11 protein-coding genes and 1 pseudogene are annotated in these 21,862 nt (G+C 32.3%); all 12 read left to right on the top strand.

What is annotated here, in order from left to right; all coding sequences use genetic code 11:
- Positions 1-60 precede the first annotated feature (60 nt).
- The 12 genes and pseudogenes from NYE65_RS04070 (at position 61) to NYE65_RS04015 (ending at position 21,521) form a co-directional block, all read left to right on the top strand.
- Positions 61-1,692: an asparagine synthase-related protein gene (locus NYE65_RS04070; protein WP_340859898.1), complete on the top strand. Its 1,632-nt coding sequence runs from the start codon at positions 61-63 to the stop codon at positions 1,690-1,692.
- A gap of 1,534 nt (positions 1,693-3,226) precedes the next feature.
- Entirely contained in the window at positions 3,227-4,660 is a 1,434-nt protein-coding gene (locus tag NYE65_RS04065) for a flippase (protein ID WP_340859897.1), read from the top strand.
- 188 nt (positions 4,661-4,848) lie between these two features.
- Positions 4,849-5,749 (top strand): annotated as a pseudogene (locus NYE65_RS04060) (NAD-dependent epimerase/dehydratase family protein).
- An 81-nt stretch (positions 5,750-5,830) separates the two neighbouring features.
- Complete coding sequence (locus tag NYE65_RS04055) at positions 5,831-7,444, top strand: hypothetical protein (RefSeq protein WP_340859896.1); 1,614 nt, start codon at positions 5,831-5,833, stop codon at positions 7,442-7,444.
- Between the two features lie 1,516 nt (positions 7,445-8,960).
- Positions 8,961-10,205, top strand: coding sequence for a nucleotidyltransferase domain-containing protein (locus NYE65_RS04050; RefSeq protein WP_340859895.1), 1,245 nt, complete (start codon positions 8,961-8,963; stop codon positions 10,203-10,205).
- A 2,255-nt stretch (positions 10,206-12,460) separates the two neighbouring features.
- On the top strand, positions 12,461-13,894 hold the full coding sequence (locus NYE65_RS04045; RefSeq protein WP_340859894.1) for a hypothetical protein: 1,434 nt from the start codon (positions 12,461-12,463) through the stop codon (positions 13,892-13,894).
- A gap of 1,522 nt (positions 13,895-15,416) precedes the next feature.
- On the top strand, positions 15,417-17,357 hold the full coding sequence (locus NYE65_RS04040; protein ID WP_340859893.1) for a lasso peptide isopeptide bond-forming cyclase: 1,941 nt from the start codon (positions 15,417-15,419) through the stop codon (positions 17,355-17,357).
- A gap of 16 nt (positions 17,358-17,373) precedes the next feature.
- Positions 17,374-17,505 carry a paeninodin family lasso peptide gene (locus NYE65_RS04035; RefSeq protein ID WP_340859892.1) on the top strand — a complete coding sequence of 44 codons (132 nt, stop codon included), beginning with the start codon at positions 17,374-17,376 and terminating at the stop codon, positions 17,503-17,505.
- A 189-nt stretch (positions 17,506-17,694) separates the two neighbouring features.
- Positions 17,695-18,633: an HPr kinase/phosphorylase gene (locus NYE65_RS04030; protein WP_340859891.1), complete on the top strand. Its 939-nt coding sequence runs from the start codon at positions 17,695-17,697 to the stop codon at positions 18,631-18,633.
- Positions 18,626-18,931 (top strand): lasso peptide biosynthesis PqqD family chaperone, encoded by a 306-nt coding sequence (locus tag NYE65_RS04025; RefSeq protein ID WP_340859890.1) that lies wholly within the window; start codon positions 18,626-18,628, stop codon positions 18,929-18,931. The genes NYE65_RS04030 and NYE65_RS04025 overlap by 8 nt, the downstream gene beginning before the upstream one ends.
- A 31-nt stretch (positions 18,932-18,962) precedes the next feature.
- Entirely contained in the window at positions 18,963-19,445 is a 483-nt protein-coding gene (locus NYE65_RS04020; protein WP_340859889.1) for a lasso peptide biosynthesis B2 protein, read from the top strand.
- A 276-nt stretch (positions 19,446-19,721) separates the two neighbouring features.
- Complete coding sequence (locus NYE65_RS04015) at positions 19,722-21,521, top strand: ABC transporter ATP-binding protein (RefSeq protein ID WP_340859888.1); 1,800 nt, start codon at positions 19,722-19,724, stop codon at positions 21,519-21,521.
- Positions 21,522-21,862 lie beyond the last annotated feature (341 nt).

The following is a 21,862-nucleotide window of genomic DNA, read 5'->3' as shown; positions in this document are numbered from 1 at the left end:
ATTTCCAATCGTTAAAAAAGACATTATCTTATATTAAATATTAATTGGAGTGAAAGTCCCATGGAAAGCTTGTTAATAGAATTGAACAATGGAAATTTAAATTCATGTTTAAGCTCTAATAAATCTAATGAAAATAAATTTATTTTATCACCTATAAATAGCCATAGTTATAAGATAGCTGAAATAAATGAATTCTCTCAAGGGGAAGAGGATGCCCAATATATAGAAGTTGATTTAGTAAATAATAAAGTTAATATAAAAAGTAGTTGGTATGGTGAGTTTCCTCTATTTTTTTATTTTTCTGCTAAGGAAAAGACTCTTTTGGTGGATTCTAATTTTGAATCAATAATAAAGAGATTACAATTTATAAAGAAAAAAGTGGAAATTGATTCTGTGGGTTTTTATCAAGCAGCTATATTAGATAATCCATTGAGAAGAAGAACATTATTTAAAGATATTTTTAAATGTATTGCTGGGGAAGAAATAAGTATAGACTTAAATAATGGAGAAATAAAACGAGAAAATGTATGGATATTACCATTTAATAAGGGAGGTTATGAAAAAAGTAAAGAAGAATATTTAGCTACAGCAAAATCAATTTTAAATAATCTTTTACAACCATATACTGAGATATTGAGTGATGAAAAGGAACTACTAGCTCCCTTAAGTGGAGGACTAGATTCGAGGTTATTAGTAAGTTTGGCTAAGAAGGAAAAATTGAATTTTAATAGTCTTGTTTTTGGGACTAGACACTCTAATGAAGTTGTGGTGGCTAATGAAGTAGCAAAAAGATTAAATATAAAACTAGAATATAAAGAGTTAATGAATTTTTATTATTTGAATTATGGTGAAGAAGTGGTTAGATATACTGGTGGTTTAAGTAGTCCTATGCATTGTCACTTATATTCAATATTAAAGGCTAATAAACTTAGTCCTAAATATATTCTTCATGGCTTTATGGGTGATGTTTATGCAGGTGATAGTCAGCCAAGTTTTGCAAATGATTTTACAATTTCTAAGGATCAAGCTTTACAAATGTATATAAATAAGGTTAAAAAGCATCATCTATGGATTATGTTAAATGAAGAAGAGAAAAAAGAATTTATAAATGATCTGTGGGAAATTTTAGAAGATTGTTGTCGAGTTAATTTACCATGTCATTTCGATGAATATGTCCATAATGTAGATAGACAATTTGCTTTAATCGCAAACGTATTCTCCCCAATTGAACAAGAATCAACTATTATTAGACCATTTATTTCTAAAGAATATTGTTTGTTTTTTAATACTCTTCCTTATGAACTGAGAAAAGGAAGATATCTTTATACGGAAGCAGCAAAGGAATTATTCCCAGAAGTTTTTAATATCCCGACCCAAAATATTCCAATGGGGTACAAAAAGTTTAGTGGATTTTATCCAAATATAAGGAAAGTGTTTCTGAGTGCTTTTGTCTTAAGTTACATTCTTACACGGGGGAAATTGAAAATCGGTAAATCCCTAGTTTATGAAAATCATCATGAACTATTAGATAAAGAGTTAAAAGGTGAATTAGAAGAAGCAATTAATTATGCTAACTTTTTGCTTAATAAGGATTTCTCTGAATATGCAAATCTATCATTACTTCGATTTAAAGAAACAAGGGTACCTTTTCGTTTAATAGGTCTTTATTGGTTACGCGAGTATTTAAGTTAGAGTAACACAAGAATGTTTTATATAAATTAACGAAGTAGTGTAATTGATGAAAGTATATGGACTCTGTGTAGTTAACTCTCTATGACAAAAATAGTGAGGATGTGTCCCACTTGGAACAAAAAAGTATAAACGAACTTATAATTAAGATTTTAGTGAAGTGGTAGTAGACCTGTATCATATTGGTAGCACGGCAATTAAGTTAAATAGCGAATATGGCGTTATTTGAAGTAACGATGGATTAAGTTAAGGCCATTGCACTTGTGAATGGAAAATAAGGCCAACTTAAGACCGCAATACGAAACCAAAATGCAATAAAGAAAATCTGTCTAAATGAAAGGGGAGATTCAATTTTTTTAAAAGGTTTAAGGAAATATTCGCTAGAATGTAATTGATAATAAGGTAGAGATAGAGAAGTGTTCATTCTTGTACAGTTTGCTCGATTATTAAGGATATATCTAAGACTGTAATCGTTTTTTACTTCCTAAAAAAATAGCTTTATCTCTCCTAGTTTTTAGTAGAGTCGGTAAATGGTTTTCGGTGCACAGAAATCAGGTACCTCATAATTATTGAGTGTATTAAAAATAGAGTAATTAGGCCTGTCTACCATATATAGACACGACTTTATATTGTCTTCGCTTAAATTGGCACGATAATCAAATTCATCATAATGAACCTCATATATTCAAAAGAGGAAGTTGAAGTAGGATCAAATTCCTTTAGCAAAGGAATAAAGTTTGCAGTTTACATTTAACTGAATGGCATAGTGAACTATTCGTCATCTCATGTTTTATAAAGAGGAGAAAGGCGAACTCACTATCACTACATACGAAAGGTCCATATTCGGAGAGGTGGCTTTAGTTAATCCAATTACCCTTTTTTGGTCCTGTAGATGCATATAACTCGCCTGTGCGATGACTTTACGTCGACAACAAATACCTGCCATACATATTAGTATGAAATTCAGTTGTTTTGTAATAAGTATTAAACTGGGCTTTATCTTATTTCCGTAAGTTGAAAGTCCTGGAATCAACAATGATTGTGACCTTATTATAATTTATTTTGAATATTCGGGTATAGAGCTCGTATTTCATTGATAATGTGGGTTGGATACTAACATTACCCCTTTTAATCCTTTGACTAAATCCTAAATCTTCTACAGGGTGTTTCTTATCATGATAATGTAGGTAACTCTCTATATGTTAAAACACAAGTTGTTTGTATGACAGATGGATAGCTGCGCAGTAAATCTTTATAAGAAAATTAATCATCTATCCATTTTTTTATTTATGAGTAAGACTCATTTTTAAAGTTAAGGTTTGTTTGAATTTTCGTTTAAATGATCTTTAAAGGATAGTTCATTTTTTTGAATTTACTGAGGTTCCTCTTTTCTGGTACTCTTTCTTTTTGGTGAAAGGACATAGAAGAGTGAGAGCTGGTACATCTCCTATTTGATGCGAATATTTTTGGGTGAATATATACTATGTAATGTGTTTTTTCTTAACGTGTTTCAGAACCTTAGAAGGAGGTACTTCATTTGTCTACTCTCAAGAAAAATTTTCTTCTTGTTCTTCTTCAGCAGTTTGTTTTACTCGGACTACCTTTTTTAACAATCCCTTATATTTCAAGGGTATTAGGACCTAATGGAGTTGGACTTTACAGTTACAGTTTTTCGATTGTTACTTTATTTATAAATGTGTTTCTTTTAGGTTCTCACCTTTATGCTGTAAGAGAAATTGCCAAGGCAAAAGAGGAAGAACATTTGTTATCAAGGGTGTTTAGTGAAATATTTCTCATTAGAACAATGCTATTATTATTAGCATTAATTGCTTATTGGGTTACTGCTAATTTAATTGACAAAAATAACTCTGTTTTTTTCTGGCAGACATTACATTTAGTGGGGGCTTTATTTGATATAACCTGGCTATTTCAGGGAATTGAAAACTTTAAAAAATTAGTAACACGTAATTTGATTATAAAATTATTAGGATTTGTAAGTGTCTTTGTATTTGTCAATGATGAAAATGATTTGCTTATATATATCTTAATTATGGCTTCTTCTACAATATTGGGCAATTTAGCTCTTTTTTACAAGCTTAAACAGGAAGTTGTCCTAAAAATATCTATTTCACAAACAAACTTCAGTAGGCATCTTAAACAGATGATTATCATGTTTATTCCAAGTTTTTCTATAATTATTTATTCTGTGCTCGATAAAACTATGTTGGGGATCATGTCTACAACAAGCCAGTTAGGTTTTTACGAACAAGCTGGTAGAATTGTCTTTATGATTTTTTCACTTATTAGTATATCTGGTACTGTCATGCTACCCCGAAATGCCACTTTAATAGCTAATAAAAATTTTGAAAAACTGTTTCAATTTCTCAAGTATGGCATATCCATCACTGGTCTTCTGGTATTTCCAATTACTCTAGGTATACTTGTTATTGCTGAAGATTTTGTTTTGTGGTTTTTAGGAGAAGCATTCCGGCCAAGTGTAATTATAGTTGTTATTATGGCACCAATTATTATCTGTAAGTCATTAGGCGTTATTTTTGGTTCTTGGTATTTTGTCCCAATGGAAAAAAATAAAGAATATACTTTGCCAATTGTATTTGGAGCGGGTTTGAACTTTTTTTTAAATATTATGCTGATTCCACGGTACAATGCTATTGGTGCGGCGACTTCAACCCTTATTACAGAAGTGTTGATACTCATGATACAGATGTGGTATTTAAGGCATGTGCTGAATATTAAGGAAATAATAAAGGGGGTTATTCTGAAATATTTAACTATTGCCTTATTTATGGCACTTTTGACTTATGGAATATCCTCGTTTTTTAATCTCTCAGAATTTCCTTCTATTATCTTGAAATTTTTCTTGGGGATTTTTATTTATGGGGGATTTTTATATTTAATAAAGGATAAACTCGCAATGTACATGTTTAGGAAATTTGTTCGTTTAAAATAGGAAGAGTCGTAAATTATAACGCATTATATATTTGATATAATCAGGGGTATTTAAAATTTATTTTTACATTGTGTTTTATCATTTTATGTGCGACCGTAGATTGCAGTCTATTTTATATTGTACCTTTTCCTAAAATTCACATAACTTTTATAGTTTGTTCATAATAGTAGATAAGAATGATTTAATCTATGGCAATATTAGTTACAGAAGGAGCAGGCTATATTAGTAGTCACACAAGTATTGAATTACTTAATTTATGACCGATTTTATTATTCTAGAAAACTTTTGAATAATAAATAAGAATTATTTAAATGATAAAGGACAATACAAATAAAGTTTTTACCTTTTTTGAAGTAGATTTGCTTATTCGGAAAGATCTAGAGGAAGTTTTTTTAAATAACATCATCGTTGCAGTAATTTTTTTGTTGGACTAGGTAGTTAGGGAGTCTGTATCTACGCCACTACACTAAATTATTATATTATTTACAGGAACGCTTATTCTTTGGATATGGTGCTAAATTTGGTGTTAAAGGCCTAGTATCCAGCCCTTCGGCAACAGTTTACGGCATATCTAATAGCGTTCCAATTACATAGAATTTCTTACTTGGTGCTACTAATCCTTATGGCAGAACAAAACAAATGATTGCTTAATATATATCCGACAGTGGAGCGTTGCTCTTTTACGTTACTTCAACCCAATTGGTGCACATTCTAGTGACATCCCAAATAACTTAAAGTAATATTATAAAGGTGATATTTGGAAAACTAGATGAACTTAGAGTCTTTGATAAGGAATATCCTACATTGTTAGAGATACATCCACCTGGTAAATCTGGCGATAGTGCATATTAAAGCACAATAAAAGGTAATAACAGCAATTTGTAGATGCTTTAATCTTGGTATTGGAAAGAGTTATACTGTACTAGAAATGTAATATACTTTTGAATTAACTTCTGGTAAAGAAATACTTTAGGTTAAAGTGGAACCAAGACCAGGTGATATTTCAACTTGCTTCTCTGATCCTTCAAAAGCAAATTTTAATTGGTCACTGCAAGAGAAGTCAGAGAAATGTGTGAAGGCTTTTGGTGATGGCAATCCAACAACCCAAAAGGATATGAAGTAAAAGTTCCTGAAATTACATTATTATAGTTAGGAATGGGAGGGATATTCATGAAACGAAGAAACTTCTTAAGGGATATTTTTCTTTTTATTTTTGCTTTCTTTTTTGGCTATATAGTAAAAAAAGATGCTGAAAATATAGTATTACAACGAGGTAAGAATGGGAGTGCGATTGATGATGAGATTAATGCTTTAAAGGAACAATTGGCAGAGAAAGTGAATAAATCAGAAATTGAAGACACATTAACAAAAATAACTCCTCTGCGATTTGGTGTAGTAGGTAATGCGAATTATTTTAACGAATCAGATAAAAAGTGGTATACAGACAGCACATGTTCCACACTAGCTAATGATGACACAAAGGGTATTAGGGCATTTTTAAACTATCTAAAAACAAATGCACCGTATGAACAAGTAATTTTTCCTAGGAAAAATTACTTGATAACAAGTTCCATTATTATACCTCAAGAGTGCAGATATATAGATTTTAAATATTCATCTTTTCAATATATCGGTGCGAATGACACATATTGTATTACAAGCGGAGCTGTAACGGGAAACACACCAGAGGAAGGACTTTCTGGTGGTTACATTTATGCGGATTGGAAAAACTTATTTATACAATGTGACCCATTAGGAAGTAGGAAATGTAATGGTATTGATTTTACGAGATTAAGGAATAGTAGTCTTACAAATATAATTGTTAATGATGCTAATATTGCAATAAAAATGAATGAAACGTGGGCATCTTCATTAAATAAATGCAAAGCATTTTATTGTAATATCGGTATTTCTACAGGGCGTTCATGTAATGGAACAAATATTTCAAAAGCAGATATAGAGGCCTGCAATATTGGAATACAAATTGGGAACCCTGGGAAAATAGGTGATACTTGGGGAACGAACGGTTTGACAATTGATAATGCTACATTAGTTCAAGCTTGTGGTACTGCTATCGAACTTCACTATATTAAACAAGCTTCTATAGTCAATTGTTACTTTGAAGCTAATAATCGTGTTATTGATATTCCATTAATGACGTCTAATGACACGATACACAACTTCACATTCGATAGCAATATGATTGACATAGGAGCTAAAAAAGAATGTTTTTTGAGGTTAAGGGATAACTCTCGAAAAGTTTCAATGAGCATTACGAGAAATACGTTTACGGGGCCTAAACCACTTAACACCTTTTTTCATTGTGATAAAGGTGTTCTTGGAATAATTGATAAAATGGAAGTTAGCGGAAATTGGTTTAGTGATGGAGTAAGTTTTGTCGATATTTTTCCTTCCACATGGAAAATGGGTGCAGTAAAAACAGATATACTGTACACTCCAACAATCAATGATAATGATTGGGATATCTACCAAAGTGTGCAGATTGCCTGTTTAGGCAATTCCATGTTTGAATTAATGGGGGGGATAAACAGGAGACCTGGGGCAACCTCAAACTTATTAATAAAAAAGATGCCTTATTACTTTACATCGGAAACACTAAGTTTTAATTATTTGATTCCTCAAACGGTTGATGGAGCGAGCGGAACTAAAAAAACATCTCGATTAGAAGTACGGAATTTACAGGATATATGGATCTATACAGATGATACGACAGATATAAATCGTATCAATTTAAATGGTATTAGGTGGTGTACGAGAGTATAGGGTAGGCTTTGGATTATGCTTTTTAATGGGTAGTGTCAAATAGATAATTACCATATTATATTAAATAGCCAGGGATACAATATTGGAATATTTCTTAATAAACAGTAGTAACTTAAATGAATGACCGCTAATACAACTAATCAAGTACGGTAAGAAAATAATGGAATAGTTATGGCACTTATTTGATAATAACGGTGAAGTAGGAGCAGAATGTTAGGCCCATCTATTAAAGAAATTTTGGGACCACGTTACGTCTAGATAAAGGAAAAAGATACATCTAGCAGAAAGCACCAACCGTAAAAAAGTTAACAGAGCTTCTCCGGAATGCCGAGGCTAATGATATCGTCTATGTTAAAGTGTTATGCACTGTACTCGAGCAATCAAGCGGTGACATTTCTATCCTTAATGCTAATGTTCAAGCCTATAATACATAACTGTCAAAGTTAATCTATTGGAAAAATGGCGCGGCCACCTGTCTTTCTGGGAATTTACCCCTCCAAAAAGATATTTTGTCCAAATAAAAAACAACTAACTTTTTTTACGATGCTTTAGTGATATAGTCGAATAATTAGTTTTATTTTAAGATTATAAATCAGTACTCATATTAGGTTGAAGATGCTTTCATCCTGCCATATAAGCCTATACACACATTTTTGTCCGTGGGAGTAGTACTGTATTAAGGTTCGATTATGGATTTATTTCCATAAAAAATAATTGCTGGAATACGGTTATCGATCAAGAATAAAGAAAGGACTGTTCTATTTGTCTTTGGAAGTCGATTAATTAAAGGAAACTGACAATAACTATATTGACCATTCACTCTCAAAGTATTGTTCTAATGATTATGTTGTTTGGCTATTAAAAATGAAGTCATGATTACTATGAACTGAATGGGGAGAACCCATCACAATAATTACTGGAATCAGTTTACTATTTCCAGATAAGAGGTTACAGGAGTGCTCTGAACTATGTCATGATTTTTTGCAATGAGAATTGTAAGCATTATACAATCGACTGCCTCAATTAATACGAAAGAGGATACGAGTGAAAAGTATCTGATTTCTTGACCTAAGTTCTTATCTAAGTATTTGAAAAAAGTGGACTGATATTAATTTTCTGAAAAAACTGATTTTAATATATTTATAAATTGTGGTTTTTGTTTTACATTAAGAGAACTGACCCGTCAAAATGTTTAAGGTTTATAAGTGCGAAGTAACCCTTTAAAGAGAAATTGGGGTTAAATGCTTAATCTAAATATATATTTTTTTATTTAGAAGTTTTTATTAAGCATGTAATAACAAAGGAGCATTTGAGTTTTCATTTCTCTTTAGGAAAGTGAATTATCTCTCCAATTAAATGCTGTTAATATAAAAAACGTAAATAAAAAACATCTTTTTTATAATAAAGATTAAAGGTGGGGATAAATGTATATTCAGTAGTTATAAAAGGGGTTTTTAAATCCTTATTAGATTAGAGTCGTTACTACTAATAAATAAAAATAATGAAGGGGAAAAATATGGATAATAATTTCTGTCTTGATTTGGCACTTATGCCAAAAGAATTAAAATTAATACTTTTAATTATGAACACAGAAAGTGACGAAAATATAAGGTTAAAAAAAAATGAATTATTTACAGATATAGATTGGGAGTACTTCCTACACTTAGTTATGCATCATCGTGTTTATCCATTAATTTATACAAAGTTAAAAACGATTGAAGGAGAAGTAATTCCTTCTTATGTTATCAAAACCCTGTCCTATGAATACAAAAGAAATACAATTAAAATGTTACAATTTAGCGGTGAGATGGTACAAATAAGTGAATTATTTACTGAAAAAAAGATTCGTCTACTATTTTTGAAAGGTCCGGTAATAGCTGCTGATATTTACGGTGATATTTCTCTTCGGACTTCAAAAGATCTAGATATTCTAATTCCAAGCACCGATATAGAAAGAGCAGAAGAAATACTTTACAATTTAGGCTATGAAAGAGAGGAGGAACCTGATTATAATGATTGGAAATGGAGGAATCACCATGTAACGTATAATCATCCTCAAAAGAATATCCAACTTGAAATTCATTGGAGAATACATCCACGTCCTAAGAAAGTACCAAGTTTTAACGAATTATGGGAACGAAAGAGAGTAAGTATGCTCACAAGGTGTCCTGTCTATTTTTTGGGAAAAGAGGATTTGTTTTTATATCTTGTTGCTCATGGATCCAAACATGGGTGGTTTCGTCTTAGGTGGTTAGCAGATATAGATTTACTAGTTAGAAAATCTTTCAGTCTAGAGGAAAGTAATTTACTATTAAAAAAATATAAACAAATCCATTTAGGAGGACAAGCAAAGCTCTTTGTAGGACAAGCACTTATTTTAGCTTCCCAGTTATTAAATACACCTATTAATAAAGAGATGCAGGCTTTTACAGAAAAAAGACGTTCTAAAAGAGTAGCACAAATGGCAATTTTTTATATTAAGGAAATGGCGCAAATACACATTCCAATATCAGAAGAAGAATTAGCTAAATACCATAAGAATTTTCTACTTACAATAAAATCAAATCTGCGGAAGTCATTCTTGATTAATGGTTATCGTTTTTTTTCAAAATCAAATTTGGAGAAGTTTTTATTTATAATAAGATTATTTTATCCAAGAACGGCAGATATAATGGCTCTGAAGTTGCCAAAACCTTTTCACTTTTTATATTTTCCACTACGTCCTTTTTTTTGGGCATGGAGAAAGACGAGGAAAACTTAATAAAAGTGGTAAGCATCTACTAATAAATTTTAAATGATTTATATTCCTTTAGTGTGAAAATGTTTAAAATATATTATTTGGTCCCCAAATTGATGGCATAAATTGTCTTCTAATCGTTGATTTAATTATCCTTAATCAAATTAAGAAGAGGGGAAATCATGACAATTTCCCCTCAAAAACATGATCATCAAAAATACGATTCCGTTATATCCTCCAAATTCTAAAAATGTGAATACAGACATTGTTAAACAGCCTTGACATATTCGGATAATTGAAGGGATTTCAAACATTGCAAGGTCAGAAAAGTTTTAATGTTTTTCTTCTACATAATGAGTGTGGCGTTCTACTTATCTACTAACCTGTGCTAAGAGTTCTTTTGCATTTTACGATCCAAATAGTGGTCCTAATCTACAATAATGACTACTGAATATCCCCTCATTAATCTAAGTTATGCCCCACGAACTGTAAAGTTATTCTGAGACCGAAGTATCATATACAATGTCAGCATGACAACTAAATAAATGAAAGTCAGTCTTATATTTTTGATCCTGATGCCATCTGATTTAACTAAATTTCTTGCTCATAATGCGAGAAAAATATTGCCAATGTAGCAGTAAGTTCAACAAAAGGAAGATATCCTACTTCAAATTTGGTAAGCTCCATTTGTTAACTAAGAGATATCGTCCCTTTTGATTTTGCCTTACAGCCTTCTGATCAACTTTATCAGTAGTATTAGAGCTTTGGTAGAGAAAGATAAGTCCAAATGAGTTTTTCTATACCTTATTGAACTAATAGTTGTGGTTCTTCCGTTTGCGATGTTGTATACAGACCAGTCAAGGTTTCTTTTAGAGTTTCTAAATTCATATCTGTTGCCAATTCCACATATCATTCAGGAATAACTTAAAATCATGATGAATGAATAATTTTTTTGACCATCCCAGTTCATACATGCCTAATACCGCCCAATGCAAATGTGCCTGTTTTCCAGGAGGAGTTTCAAATTTTAGTGGTTTGTTTCGGTTGAACCCGATAAGACCGATAAGATTTAACAAACTCTCGAAGGGTAGTTGTTTTCTCCTCATATTTCAGGGCATTAACTTCCTCAAATAGGACCATAGACCATCCAGTTTGTCGTTCCTTTTGAATTTTTTGGAAAATATTAGACCTGAATCCATTCTAATTTACTCTCCCTAACTCTACACTTAGATGATTTGAGGTATTTGCTCTTTACTTTGTTATTACATGCTTTTTTACGTCAAATCCTGCCTATGAGTAATAGCTGTTTTTCTCCATTCTTTTTGATGTAATTCTCTAATCAGAAAAATTTCCGGTCTTCAGCGTCTCAAACATTCAGACTCTATTTAATGATAAGATGATTATCTGTTAATTTTGAGAAATTTTAAACCGTTAATATTGTGTGTTTTAGTACAGATGATAATAATATGATCCATTTTTACTTCCGCTGTATTATGCTGACTACTCCTTTATTTCGAGAAGGTTTTTAAGCCCTAAATATTTATTTTACCTATTAAGCGAAATAAACAATATAACGAAGTTCTAGGATTTCATTATGCTTATTATGTAAGGAGCAACTCATCAGTTGGTGTTTTTGCAACATTTTAACTTTACCAGTTAAGTACATCCCTCTAGGATCACAATCAAACAAAAAATCTTCTTACAGGAAAGTCTTCAACCTAATAATTTAAGTTAAGTTTGATTACCTATTATCCAATTAAAATTAAAATAGGTTGGAAGTAGTTATATCCCATAATTAAGGATAGTTTAGTATGGAACCTTAAATTCCATCAAACATATAATGTAATAAATATCAAAAATAACTATTGAGCAGTATATCTACAATTGTAAACTTTCACAGTTTTTCTTCCTTCAAATTAATTGATCAATTTGTAAAGGTGTATTTAATTAATTGAAGGATAAAAGGAAAAAGGCCAACAAGCCTTAAATGTTAGTTTGCAAAATTCCAAAAAAGCGTAGTTAATTGGCTTTTTAGAAAGGGAACCTTTAATTCGAAAAAAATGAAATTCTAAAATTTGCAGGAAATAGGAACAGTATAATAATCAAGAAAGTAGGCTATGTTATACCTCTTCCTATTGCTGTTTAACATCATTATGTATTGCAGCAGCACAAAAGGAAGAATAAGGGGGGAGTAAAAGTATTTATAAAAATAGTGAACTGTGTGATAGAGGACTCAGAAGTAGGGTTAAATTTAAAAGTATTTGGAGGAGACTATAGAAATGGAAGATAAGCTAACAAAAACTACTCCTTGGGATTTTGGTGTATTAGGCAATGCAAATTTTTTTAATAATGTAGACAGTAAATGGTATGCAAATTCTGCGTTTACTATACCTGCTAATGATGATACAAAAGGAATCACAGCTTTTTTAAACTATCTTAGAATAAATAAACCTTATGATCAAATAATTTTTCCTAGAAAGAACTATTTAATAACAAGTACTATTATTATTCCTCAAGAGTGTAGAAATATAGAATTTAATTATTCATCCTTTCGATATATGGGTGGAAACGGCACTTTTTGTTTAACAGGCGGAGCTATAACAGGAAGTACACCAGAGGAAGGTCTTACTGGTGGCTATATTTATGCAGATTGGAGAAACTTGTTTATATGGTGCGACCCATCAGGAAGAAAGACCTGTAACGGTGTTGATTTTACAAGATTAAGGAATAGTAGTCTAACGAATATAACTGTAAATGAAGCGAATATTGGTATAAAAATGAATGACTCGTGGGCATCTTCATTAACCAGATGTAAAACGTTTTATTGTAATATAGGAATAGCTACAGGGCGTTCTTGTAATGGGACAAATATATCAAAAGCAGATATAGAGGCCTGCAATATCGGAATACAAATCGGAAATCCTGGGGATGTTGGTGATACATGGGGAACAAATGGTTTGACAATTGACAATGCAACTTTAGTACAAAACTGTGACACAGCTATAGAGCTATATTCTATCAAACAAGTTTCAGTGGTTAACAGCTATTTTGAAGCTAATAATCGTGTTATTGATATTCCTTTAATGTCCGCTAATGATACAATTCATAATTTCACATTTGATAGTAACATGGTTGACATAGCAAATAATAAGGAGTGTTTTTTGAGATTAAGGGACAATGCGAGAAGAGTTTCTATGAATATTACAAAAAACACATTTGCAGGCTATAAACCTATTAACACTTTCTTTCACAGAGATCCAGGTGTTCAAGGGTTTATCGGGAAAATGGAAGTAAGTAATAATTCATTTGCAAATGGTGTAAGCTTTAATGATATATATCCAAATACTTGGAAATTCGCATCTTTAAGAACAGATATTCCTTACATTCCTGCCATTAATACAAAAGATTGGGATGTTTATCAAAGTGTGCAAATTTTTTGCCACGGTAATTCTATGTTTGAACTAAGTGGTTCTGTGAAGAAAAAATCAGGTTCTACTTCTAATTTATTGTTAACAGGTATGCCATACTACTTCACATCTGAAACTCTAAGATTCAACTACTTGGTTTCACAAACAATAGATGGAGCTGGCGGAGTCAAGAAAATGGCAAGGGTAGAAGTGCGTAATCTTCAAGATATACGGGTATACACAGACGACATAACAGATACTAATCCAATAAATTTAAATGGCATTAAATGGTGTACAAGAAAATAATGCCATTGTGGAGACACTCTTCGACAATACTACTACTGAATTTGTTTCTAAGCTATGAAATAACAATTGCATAAATAAGGTGGATTAAGGTGTGCTTATTGTAATTCCTACGCCTCAAATGCAAGGAATAAATGCTTTTATGGTGATATCAAGTTTTCCTTAAAGGACGAGTAAAGAATTCTATTAATTTGGTTATTCTACTTTGCTACAAAATAGTTATATCCAATAACTCAATAATAAAATTCTTTTAATTTAAGAATTTAATATTCCAATAGGTTAAAACGTTTTAAAAAATATTACGCGTAAAAGACAGTTTAGTCTCCTAATTATGAAATCATAGTTCGCATATAGGGGACTTTTTTGATATTTGTATAAATGAGTAAAAAAGTATAATGAATTTAACACAAGCAGGTGGATGTTACTTAGAAATATATGAAGTTACTAACCAAACATTTTTTCTAAGTATCTAGTGTGAGTAGACTCTTTCTACAGTACCACTTATTTTAGAGTGCGGCTTTGCTCCCAGTGCCTGTAGGAATGGCTGCTCTTTTTGAAGTTTTTTGACAGGCGTTTCTTGTTTTATTTCATTTCTTTTGCTTTTTATGTGCTGTTTGGTCCAGTCGTTTGCGAATACCGTGATTAAGAGCTTTGGCCTTTGCTCTCTTTGAAAAGGTTCTTAGGTAGTCAACGGTCCGTTCAACCTTCCTTGGGCTACTTAAACGCCTTTATATGACTTCGTAATAAGTCAGGAATTCTTCAAAAGTCCGAGTAAAAAACGGATTTCTATCGGACAATGCTTATCAAAACTGTTTTAGGTGCATTAGTTTCAGTAGCATAGTTCAAGAATCTCCAATTTTTATAGAGCATTTGTAAATCCATCTTCAACGCATCTCGAGGTATTGGTATAATTCTATAATTATTTCCAAATGTTCAATACTAAAATTTCGAAAACCCCATTTTAGTACTGATTTGAAATCTAAAGAGATGATAGGATCATCTGTTGTTTTTGGAGTTTCACAGGTTGAAATTGGTTATTTTTGCAACGCTCATGATAATTAAAACTGAACCGATAAACATTATTTTCTAAGGAAAGTATAGGCGGTTAGAAAATACTTGAAAATACATAGGAAATATCTTAACTTATAGAAAGCAAATGAGGTGCATTGATACGAAAAGGAAATGCGAAAATAAGGATATTAATAGGTCTTTCTTTGTGTATAAATGGGAGTGAGAGTTATTGACATAGGCATAAATAGATGGTATTTTTAGCTTATCTAATTCGTTATAAAGAACAAATGGTTCTCGAAAAAGTAAGAGGTTACAAATTAATGTCATACACCTATTCACAATATTGCCCAAGTATTTAATGCATATATTTAAATATAATAAAACCATTTAGGAATTAATAAAAACATTATTACTAGACAAATTAAAAAGGAGTTAAAGGTATAGTTAAAAAAATTATTTAGTTATTCACATTACTTCACTCTCTAGATATTAGAAGTATAAGCAGGGGGAAAACATGAGTGCTATAACCGGTATTTATCAATTAAATGAAGAGCCTGTAGATCTCAAGCAATGCCGCAATTTAATGACAGCATTACAAAAGTACCCTGCGGATTCTATTCAAATATGGCATTCAGAAAAGGTTTTTCTCGGTTGTCACGCTCAATGGATTACTCCTGAATCTGTAGGTGAACAACTCCCGTTTTACGATTTTGAAAGACGATGTACAATCACTGCGGATGCTATTATTGATAATCGTGAAGAGTTATTTCAGATGTTGCAAGTAAAACCAATTCATCAAAAGGGCATGACGGATAGTGAACTAATTCTACTTTCATACTTTAAATGGGAGGAAGATGCCCCTAAGTTCTTAGTAGGAGATTTTGCTTTTATGATTTGGGATGAAAAAAGACAGAAGATGTTTGGGGCAAGAGATTTCTCAGGCAACAGGACGCTTTATTATCACCAAAGTCATCAGAAATTTGCATTTTGTACAACGATAAATCCTCTTTTGTCACTACCATTTATTGAAAAAAAATTAAACGAGCAGTGGTTGTCTGAATATTTGGCGATATCCGGAATGATAGATGCGGTAGATTCTACAATAACGCCTTATAAAAGTATAAATCAAATACCACCCTCTCATAGCATGACGATTGAGAAGAATAAGCTGACTCTAAAAAGATATTCCTATTTAACTCAGGGAAAAAGACTAAAACTAAGGTCAAATGAAGAATATATCGAAGCATTTCAAAGTGTCTTTCAGGAGGCTGTAACCTCTCGATTAAGGACACATCGAAAAGTTGGCGCACAATTGAGTGGAGGCTTAGATTCAGGAGCTGTTGTTGGTTTTGCTGTAAAGAAGCTACAAAGTGAAAATAATCAACTACATACATATAGTTATATTCCTCCGGAAGATTTTAAAGACTTTACACCTAAATACTTATTAGCAGATGAGCGGCCTTTCATTAAATCTACAGTAAATCATGTTGGTGGTATTACCGATCATTATTGTGACTTTAAGGGAAAAGACTCCTATTCTGAAATTGAAGATTTTCTTGACATCATGGAAATGCCATACAAGTTCTTTGAAAATTCCTTTTGGTTGAAGGGAATGTTTGAAAAGGCAAATGAAGAAGACATAGGGGTATTACTTAATGGTGATAGAGGGAACTTTTCTATTTCCTGGGGGTTTCCTCTAGAGTATTACTCTCTGCTTTTAAAAAGATTAAAATGGGTTCGCCTTTATCAGGAGTTAGACCAATATAGGATAAATGTTGGTGGATCTAGATTACGTAAGGTGAAATTAATTGCAAGGATCGGATTTCCAATTATTGATCGTGTCTTTCCAGAAGGTGTTCCATATAAAATTCCTTCCTTAATTAATCCTGGCTTTGCAGCAAAGACGGGCGTATATGAAAAATTCAAAGAACACGGAATTGATCAAACAGGATGGTATTCAAATTCTGACATTTTTAATGAAAGAAAAAAGCATTTTGAGGATGTCTTCCAGTGGAATGCAGGGAGTACACTTTCCACAAAGCTCTCCTTACGATACAAGTTGTGGAAAAGAGATCCAACCAATGATATACGTGTCATTCGTTTTTGTTTATCTCTCCCAGAAAATCAATATGTACAAAATGGTGTCGATCGTGCACTAGTTCGAAATGCCACAGAAAATTACTTACCTGATAAAGTCAGATTAAACCAGCGTTACAGGGGTGTCCAAGGAGCTGATTGGGTTCACCGCATGCTTCCTAAATGGGGTGGATTTATAGAAGAGATAGAGCAGCTTAGCACAGATAAGAAAGCTCTAGAATTTCAAGATGGTCAAGCAATAAACAAAGCACTAATAAAAATTAAAGAAGGAGCTAGGCCAGACTTTGCTACTGATCCTGAATATAAGTTTTTAATGCGCAGTTTAATCGTGTATCGTTTTTTAAAACAGTTTAATTAAAAGGAGGTGAATACATATGAAAAAGGAATGGAAAAAGCCTGAGCTAGAAGTTCTTGATGTTAATAAAACAATGCTTGGAAGAGATGGTGATTTCACGGATGCTGCTTTTCCGGCAGGCACAGGTAAAGACGATATAACTTTTAGTTAAATTCTCCTGCACGTAAATAGATTTTAAAGTACAAGATCTGTGCCCCTATTTATCGAGGTAATAGGGGGCTGTCTTGAAAATTCATTTAGTAATTAATTAAAGGGATTTTAATAAAAAAGAGCAGCATTTGTTTTTAATAAAGAGAGATTACTTCCTTAGATGAAATCGTTAATATTTGGGGGTATTTATGTGATTGGTATTGAAAAAAAGACTGTTTATGAAGCCTTTGGTTTAACAGTTTCAAGTGAAATCCCTCTACCGGAATTACTTCATATTAAAATAGAGGATGATATTACGGATCTTGTTATTGAAAAAGCTGACCTCTATTCATTATGGAACGAGCATTCGGATCCTAATGAAGATTTTGTCATTAGGAAGGATTGGATTATGTTCCATGTGTCAGGAACAGCCATTTTTTTGATACAAAGCGGAAGTAGGATAGTCGTTTCACCATTTAATGGGGCTCATGATGATGAAATTCGACTTTATATTCTTGGTACTTGTATGGGAGCAATATTGATGCAAAGAAAGATTCTTCCTATACACGGAAGTGCTGTAGCCATAGATGGAAAGGCATATGCAATTGTTGGTGATTCTGGTGCTGGGAAATCTACTCTTGCTTCAGCCTTATTAAAAAGGGGCTATCAGCTCATAAGTGATGATGTCATACCAGTAACACTTAATAATGAAAATGTACCTTTTGTAACACCTTCATATCCTCAACAAAAATTATGGTTGGAAAGCTTAAATCATTTTGAAATGGATTCAACTAATTATCAATCACTCACTGTTAGAGAAAATAAATTCGCTGTTCCTGTTCAAAATCAGTTTGTTACCGAACCACTCCCACTTGCTGGTGTATTTGAATTGGTCAAGGGAGATAATGTAGAAATAGAAGTTAAACCTATTGAACATCTCCAAAGATTTTATAAGTTGTACTATCATACATACCGTAATTCCTTTATTCAACAGTCTGGATTAATGGACTGGCATTTCAATACCTCTGCCAAAATGATCAAAAAAATTGATTTTTATCAATTACGTCGACCTACAAACCGTTTCACTGCACTAGACTTATCAGAGTTAATAGTAAACATGCTAAAAATGGAGGAAAAAGCACATGATTAAAAACCAAAGAGTTACCAAGAACCTTTTATATAGCCAAAGTCCAGGAAACATTGTTAGTGATATGGATGGAGAAAAAGTGATGTTAAGCGTTCAAAAAGGAAAGTATTATAATTTAGGTAAATTGGGTGGAGAGATATGGGATCTAATGAAGGAGCCCGTTACGATTCAGGAGTTAGTTACAACATTACAGTCTCAATATGATGTAGAACAAACTGAGTGTAAGGAACAAGTCACGGACTTTATAAATCAATTGTTGGAGCAAGGCCTAGTTAAAATAGAAGATAGAATCAATTCCTAGTATCATGAATGACTAGCTCTAGGAGGAAACAATGAATATCACAAAGAAAGCTCGCAATTTTCTTCGATTGAACTTTAAAACCAAGCTGCTGCTTATTGAGGCCTTTTTACATTTAGGAAGAGCCCGTTATCTAAAGAGCATTCCATTTTCAAAAGTTGCTCCTTCACTAGGTGAACAAATGAAAGAGACCTCATACACCTCCAATTCATCGGATAAAGAGGTTTTAGCCAACATATCGCGAGCTATTCATATTATGAGTCGCTATACTTTTTGGGAAAGCCAATGCCTTGTAAAAGCAATGGCTGGAATGAAGATGCTAGAGAAAAGAAATATTGATAGTACTCTTTATTTAGGTACAGCTAAAGATGATAATGGAGAACTCATTGCACATGCTTGGTTACGCAGCGGTCCTTTTTATATAACCGGTGCTGAAGTGATGGAAAGATTCACGGTCGTTTCTAAGTTCGCTAAAGAGAACAGTGTTGGAAAGCTGGAAGAACAAGAATCTAGTTAATGTTCTCGATACCTAATATAACAGGGGGAACGTTTAACACGATTTCCTCCAGAAACGGTTGTTTATAAAAGAGAGTATATAAAGTAATAATCCCTATTTCTTCGAATCACCAACCCCATTTGTATTAAATTATATCCATTTAGGTAGAAGTTCTTATAAACCTACAATGTGCCCCAATACCTTTCCTTCAAATGTCGTAATTCAGCAATATTGCAAAAAGCTCTGTAGACATTCGGGATAACTAAGAAACAAGCTCTGTGATAGGAGGATATGGTTTTGAAGCATCTCTTGCATTTTACCAAGCGGATACATGAATATTCGGGGAAAATTCTATATATCAATCTTATTTGTATGATTTTAATAGGTTTTTTAGAGGGTGTAGGAATTTTCTTATTAATCCCGTTGATTGGATTGACCGGTATTTTAGATATTAGTACAGAGGAAGTTTCTTTTTTAAGTTGGGTTAATGAATTATTCATAGGAATTCCTGAAACGATTAGCCTTATATTGATACTGGGAGTTTACGTAATTTTAATGGTAGGACAAAGCATCTTTAAGCGGAATCAAACAATCTTAGGAGTGAAAATCCAACAAGGTTTTATTAGACATTTAAGAGATGAGGCCTATGGAAGTTTGCTGCAAGTAAATTGGGGATTTTACCTGAAAAAGAGGAAAACGGATATCATCAACATCATGACAAATGAAACGTTCAATGTTAGTGCGGGGATTAATTTATTCTTACAGTTTTTATCTTCTCTTATTTTTACGTTCATTCAAATCTGTATAGCTCTTTATTTATCTGTTACAATGACTAGTTTTATCATAGTTTTTGGATTGATCCTAATCTTCTTCTCCAGGAAATTCATCAAAAAGTCTCAGTCTTTAGGAAAAGAAACTTTTCAACTAACACAAACATATTTAGCGGGTATTACGGATCACCTTAATGGAATGAAGGATATCAAAAGTAATTCATTAGAAGATTCTCATTTGAGTTGGTTTCATTCCTTAACTGAAAAAATGGAAAAAAACAGAATCAAGTTAACGACTTTAAATACGACGTCCCAAATGATCTTCAAAATTGTATCTTCAGTCTTAATTGCAATTTTTGTCTTTTTTTCAATAAAAATGTTCTCGGCCCAGCCAGCACAATTAATGCTGATAATGGTTATTTTTTCAAGGTTATGGCCAAGGTTTACAAGTATCCAATCTAATTTAGAACAATTAGGATCTACTCTTCCATCTTTTAAAGCATTGTTAGATTTACAAAATGAATGTAGGGAAGCAAGAGAGTTATATGAATCGGATTATAAAAATATAAAGTCAATCGAAATAAAAAAAGGGCTAGATTGCCGTCATGTTTATTTTAGATATAATCCTAATGAAAGTACCTATGCCCTTAAAAATATAAATGTACACATACCATCTAACCGTATGACGGCTATAGTAGGCCGATCAGGGGCAGGAAAAAGTACTTTAATTGATCTATTAATGGGATTAAATCAACCTGATCGGGGTGAGGTCAGGATAGATGATATCTTACTTACTAGTGATCACTTATTATCACTAAGGAAATCGATTAGTTATATACCGCAGGATCCCTTTCTATTTAATGCAACTATACGCGAAAATTTGATGATTATTGACCCGAATGCAAGTGATGAATCCATTTGGGAGTCTTTAGGGTTCGCTGCAGCTGATGATTTTGTCAGTAGACTTCCACAAGGTCTTGATACACTCATTGGTGACCGAGGTGTGCGACTGTCAGGAGGAGAAAGGCAGCGACTTGTACTGGCTCGAGCCATTTTACGTAAACCAGCTATCCTTGTCTTGGATGAGGCAACAAGTGCATTAGATACGGAAAATGAAGCGAAGATACAAGCCGCCATCGAAAGATTAAAAGGAACCATGACCATTATAGTCATTGCTCATCGGTTATCGACGATTCGCAATGCGGATCAAGTATTGGTAATGGATCAGGGAGAAATTATTCAAGTCGGGGAATATAACCAACTAGCGAGTGAAAAAAGAGGGATGTTTAGCAATTTACTAGGCATCCAAATGGAATCAAGTATGTAACTTTTATTTTATCAACTGGAAATTCTCTGATCCCATATTTTATAACTTTGAATAGAACTAATAGGTTTGTACAGACAATATAAATACTTGACATAATAATAAAAAAATAGTAAATTTATCTTTAGTGTACGTTATAAAGAACAAATGATGTTTATGTACTGATGTTATGGCTAATCAGTTTATTTCTAACGAGAGGGCTATTTCAACATCTTACATTATAAAGAATAGATATAAAAAATCAATTTTTATAATTCTGGTGATAAAACATACAATTACAATTATATAGATTCTTAACTGTAATCGACAGCTAGTAAAAGTAAAGACTAATATCAAAAGCATAT

This window comes from Peribacillus sp. FSL R5-0717 (assembly GCF_038002945.1).
In the GTDB taxonomy this organism is placed as follows: Bacteria; Bacillota; Bacilli; order Bacillales; family DSM-1321; genus Peribacillus; species Peribacillus frigoritolerans.
The sequence above is the reverse complement of the archived record's forward strand: the minus strand, read 5'-3'. Positions and strand labels throughout refer to the sequence as shown.

Coding starts and splice junctions, on each gene's coding strand:
- NYE65_RS04070 (WP_340859898.1), top strand. CDS start 61: ATGGAAAGCTTGTTAATAGAATTGAACAATGGAAATTTAAATTCATGT.
- NYE65_RS04055 (WP_340859896.1), top strand. CDS start 5,831: ATGAAACGAAGAAACTTCTTAAGGGATATTTTTCTTTTTATTTTTGCT.
- NYE65_RS04050 (WP_340859895.1), top strand. CDS start 8,961: ATGGATAATAATTTCTGTCTTGATTTGGCACTTATGCCAAAAGAATTA.
- NYE65_RS04045 (WP_340859894.1), top strand. CDS start 12,461: ATGGAAGATAAGCTAACAAAAACTACTCCTTGGGATTTTGGTGTATTA.
- NYE65_RS04040 (WP_340859893.1), top strand. CDS start 15,417: ATGAGTGCTATAACCGGTATTTATCAATTAAATGAAGAGCCTGTAGAT.
- NYE65_RS04035 (WP_340859892.1), top strand. CDS start 17,374: ATGAAAAAGGAATGGAAAAAGCCTGAGCTAGAAGTTCTTGATGTTAAT.
- NYE65_RS04025 (WP_340859890.1), top strand. CDS start 18,626: ATGATTAAAAACCAAAGAGTTACCAAGAACCTTTTATATAGCCAAAGT.
- NYE65_RS04020 (WP_340859889.1), top strand. CDS start 18,963: ATGAATATCACAAAGAAAGCTCGCAATTTTCTTCGATTGAACTTTAAA.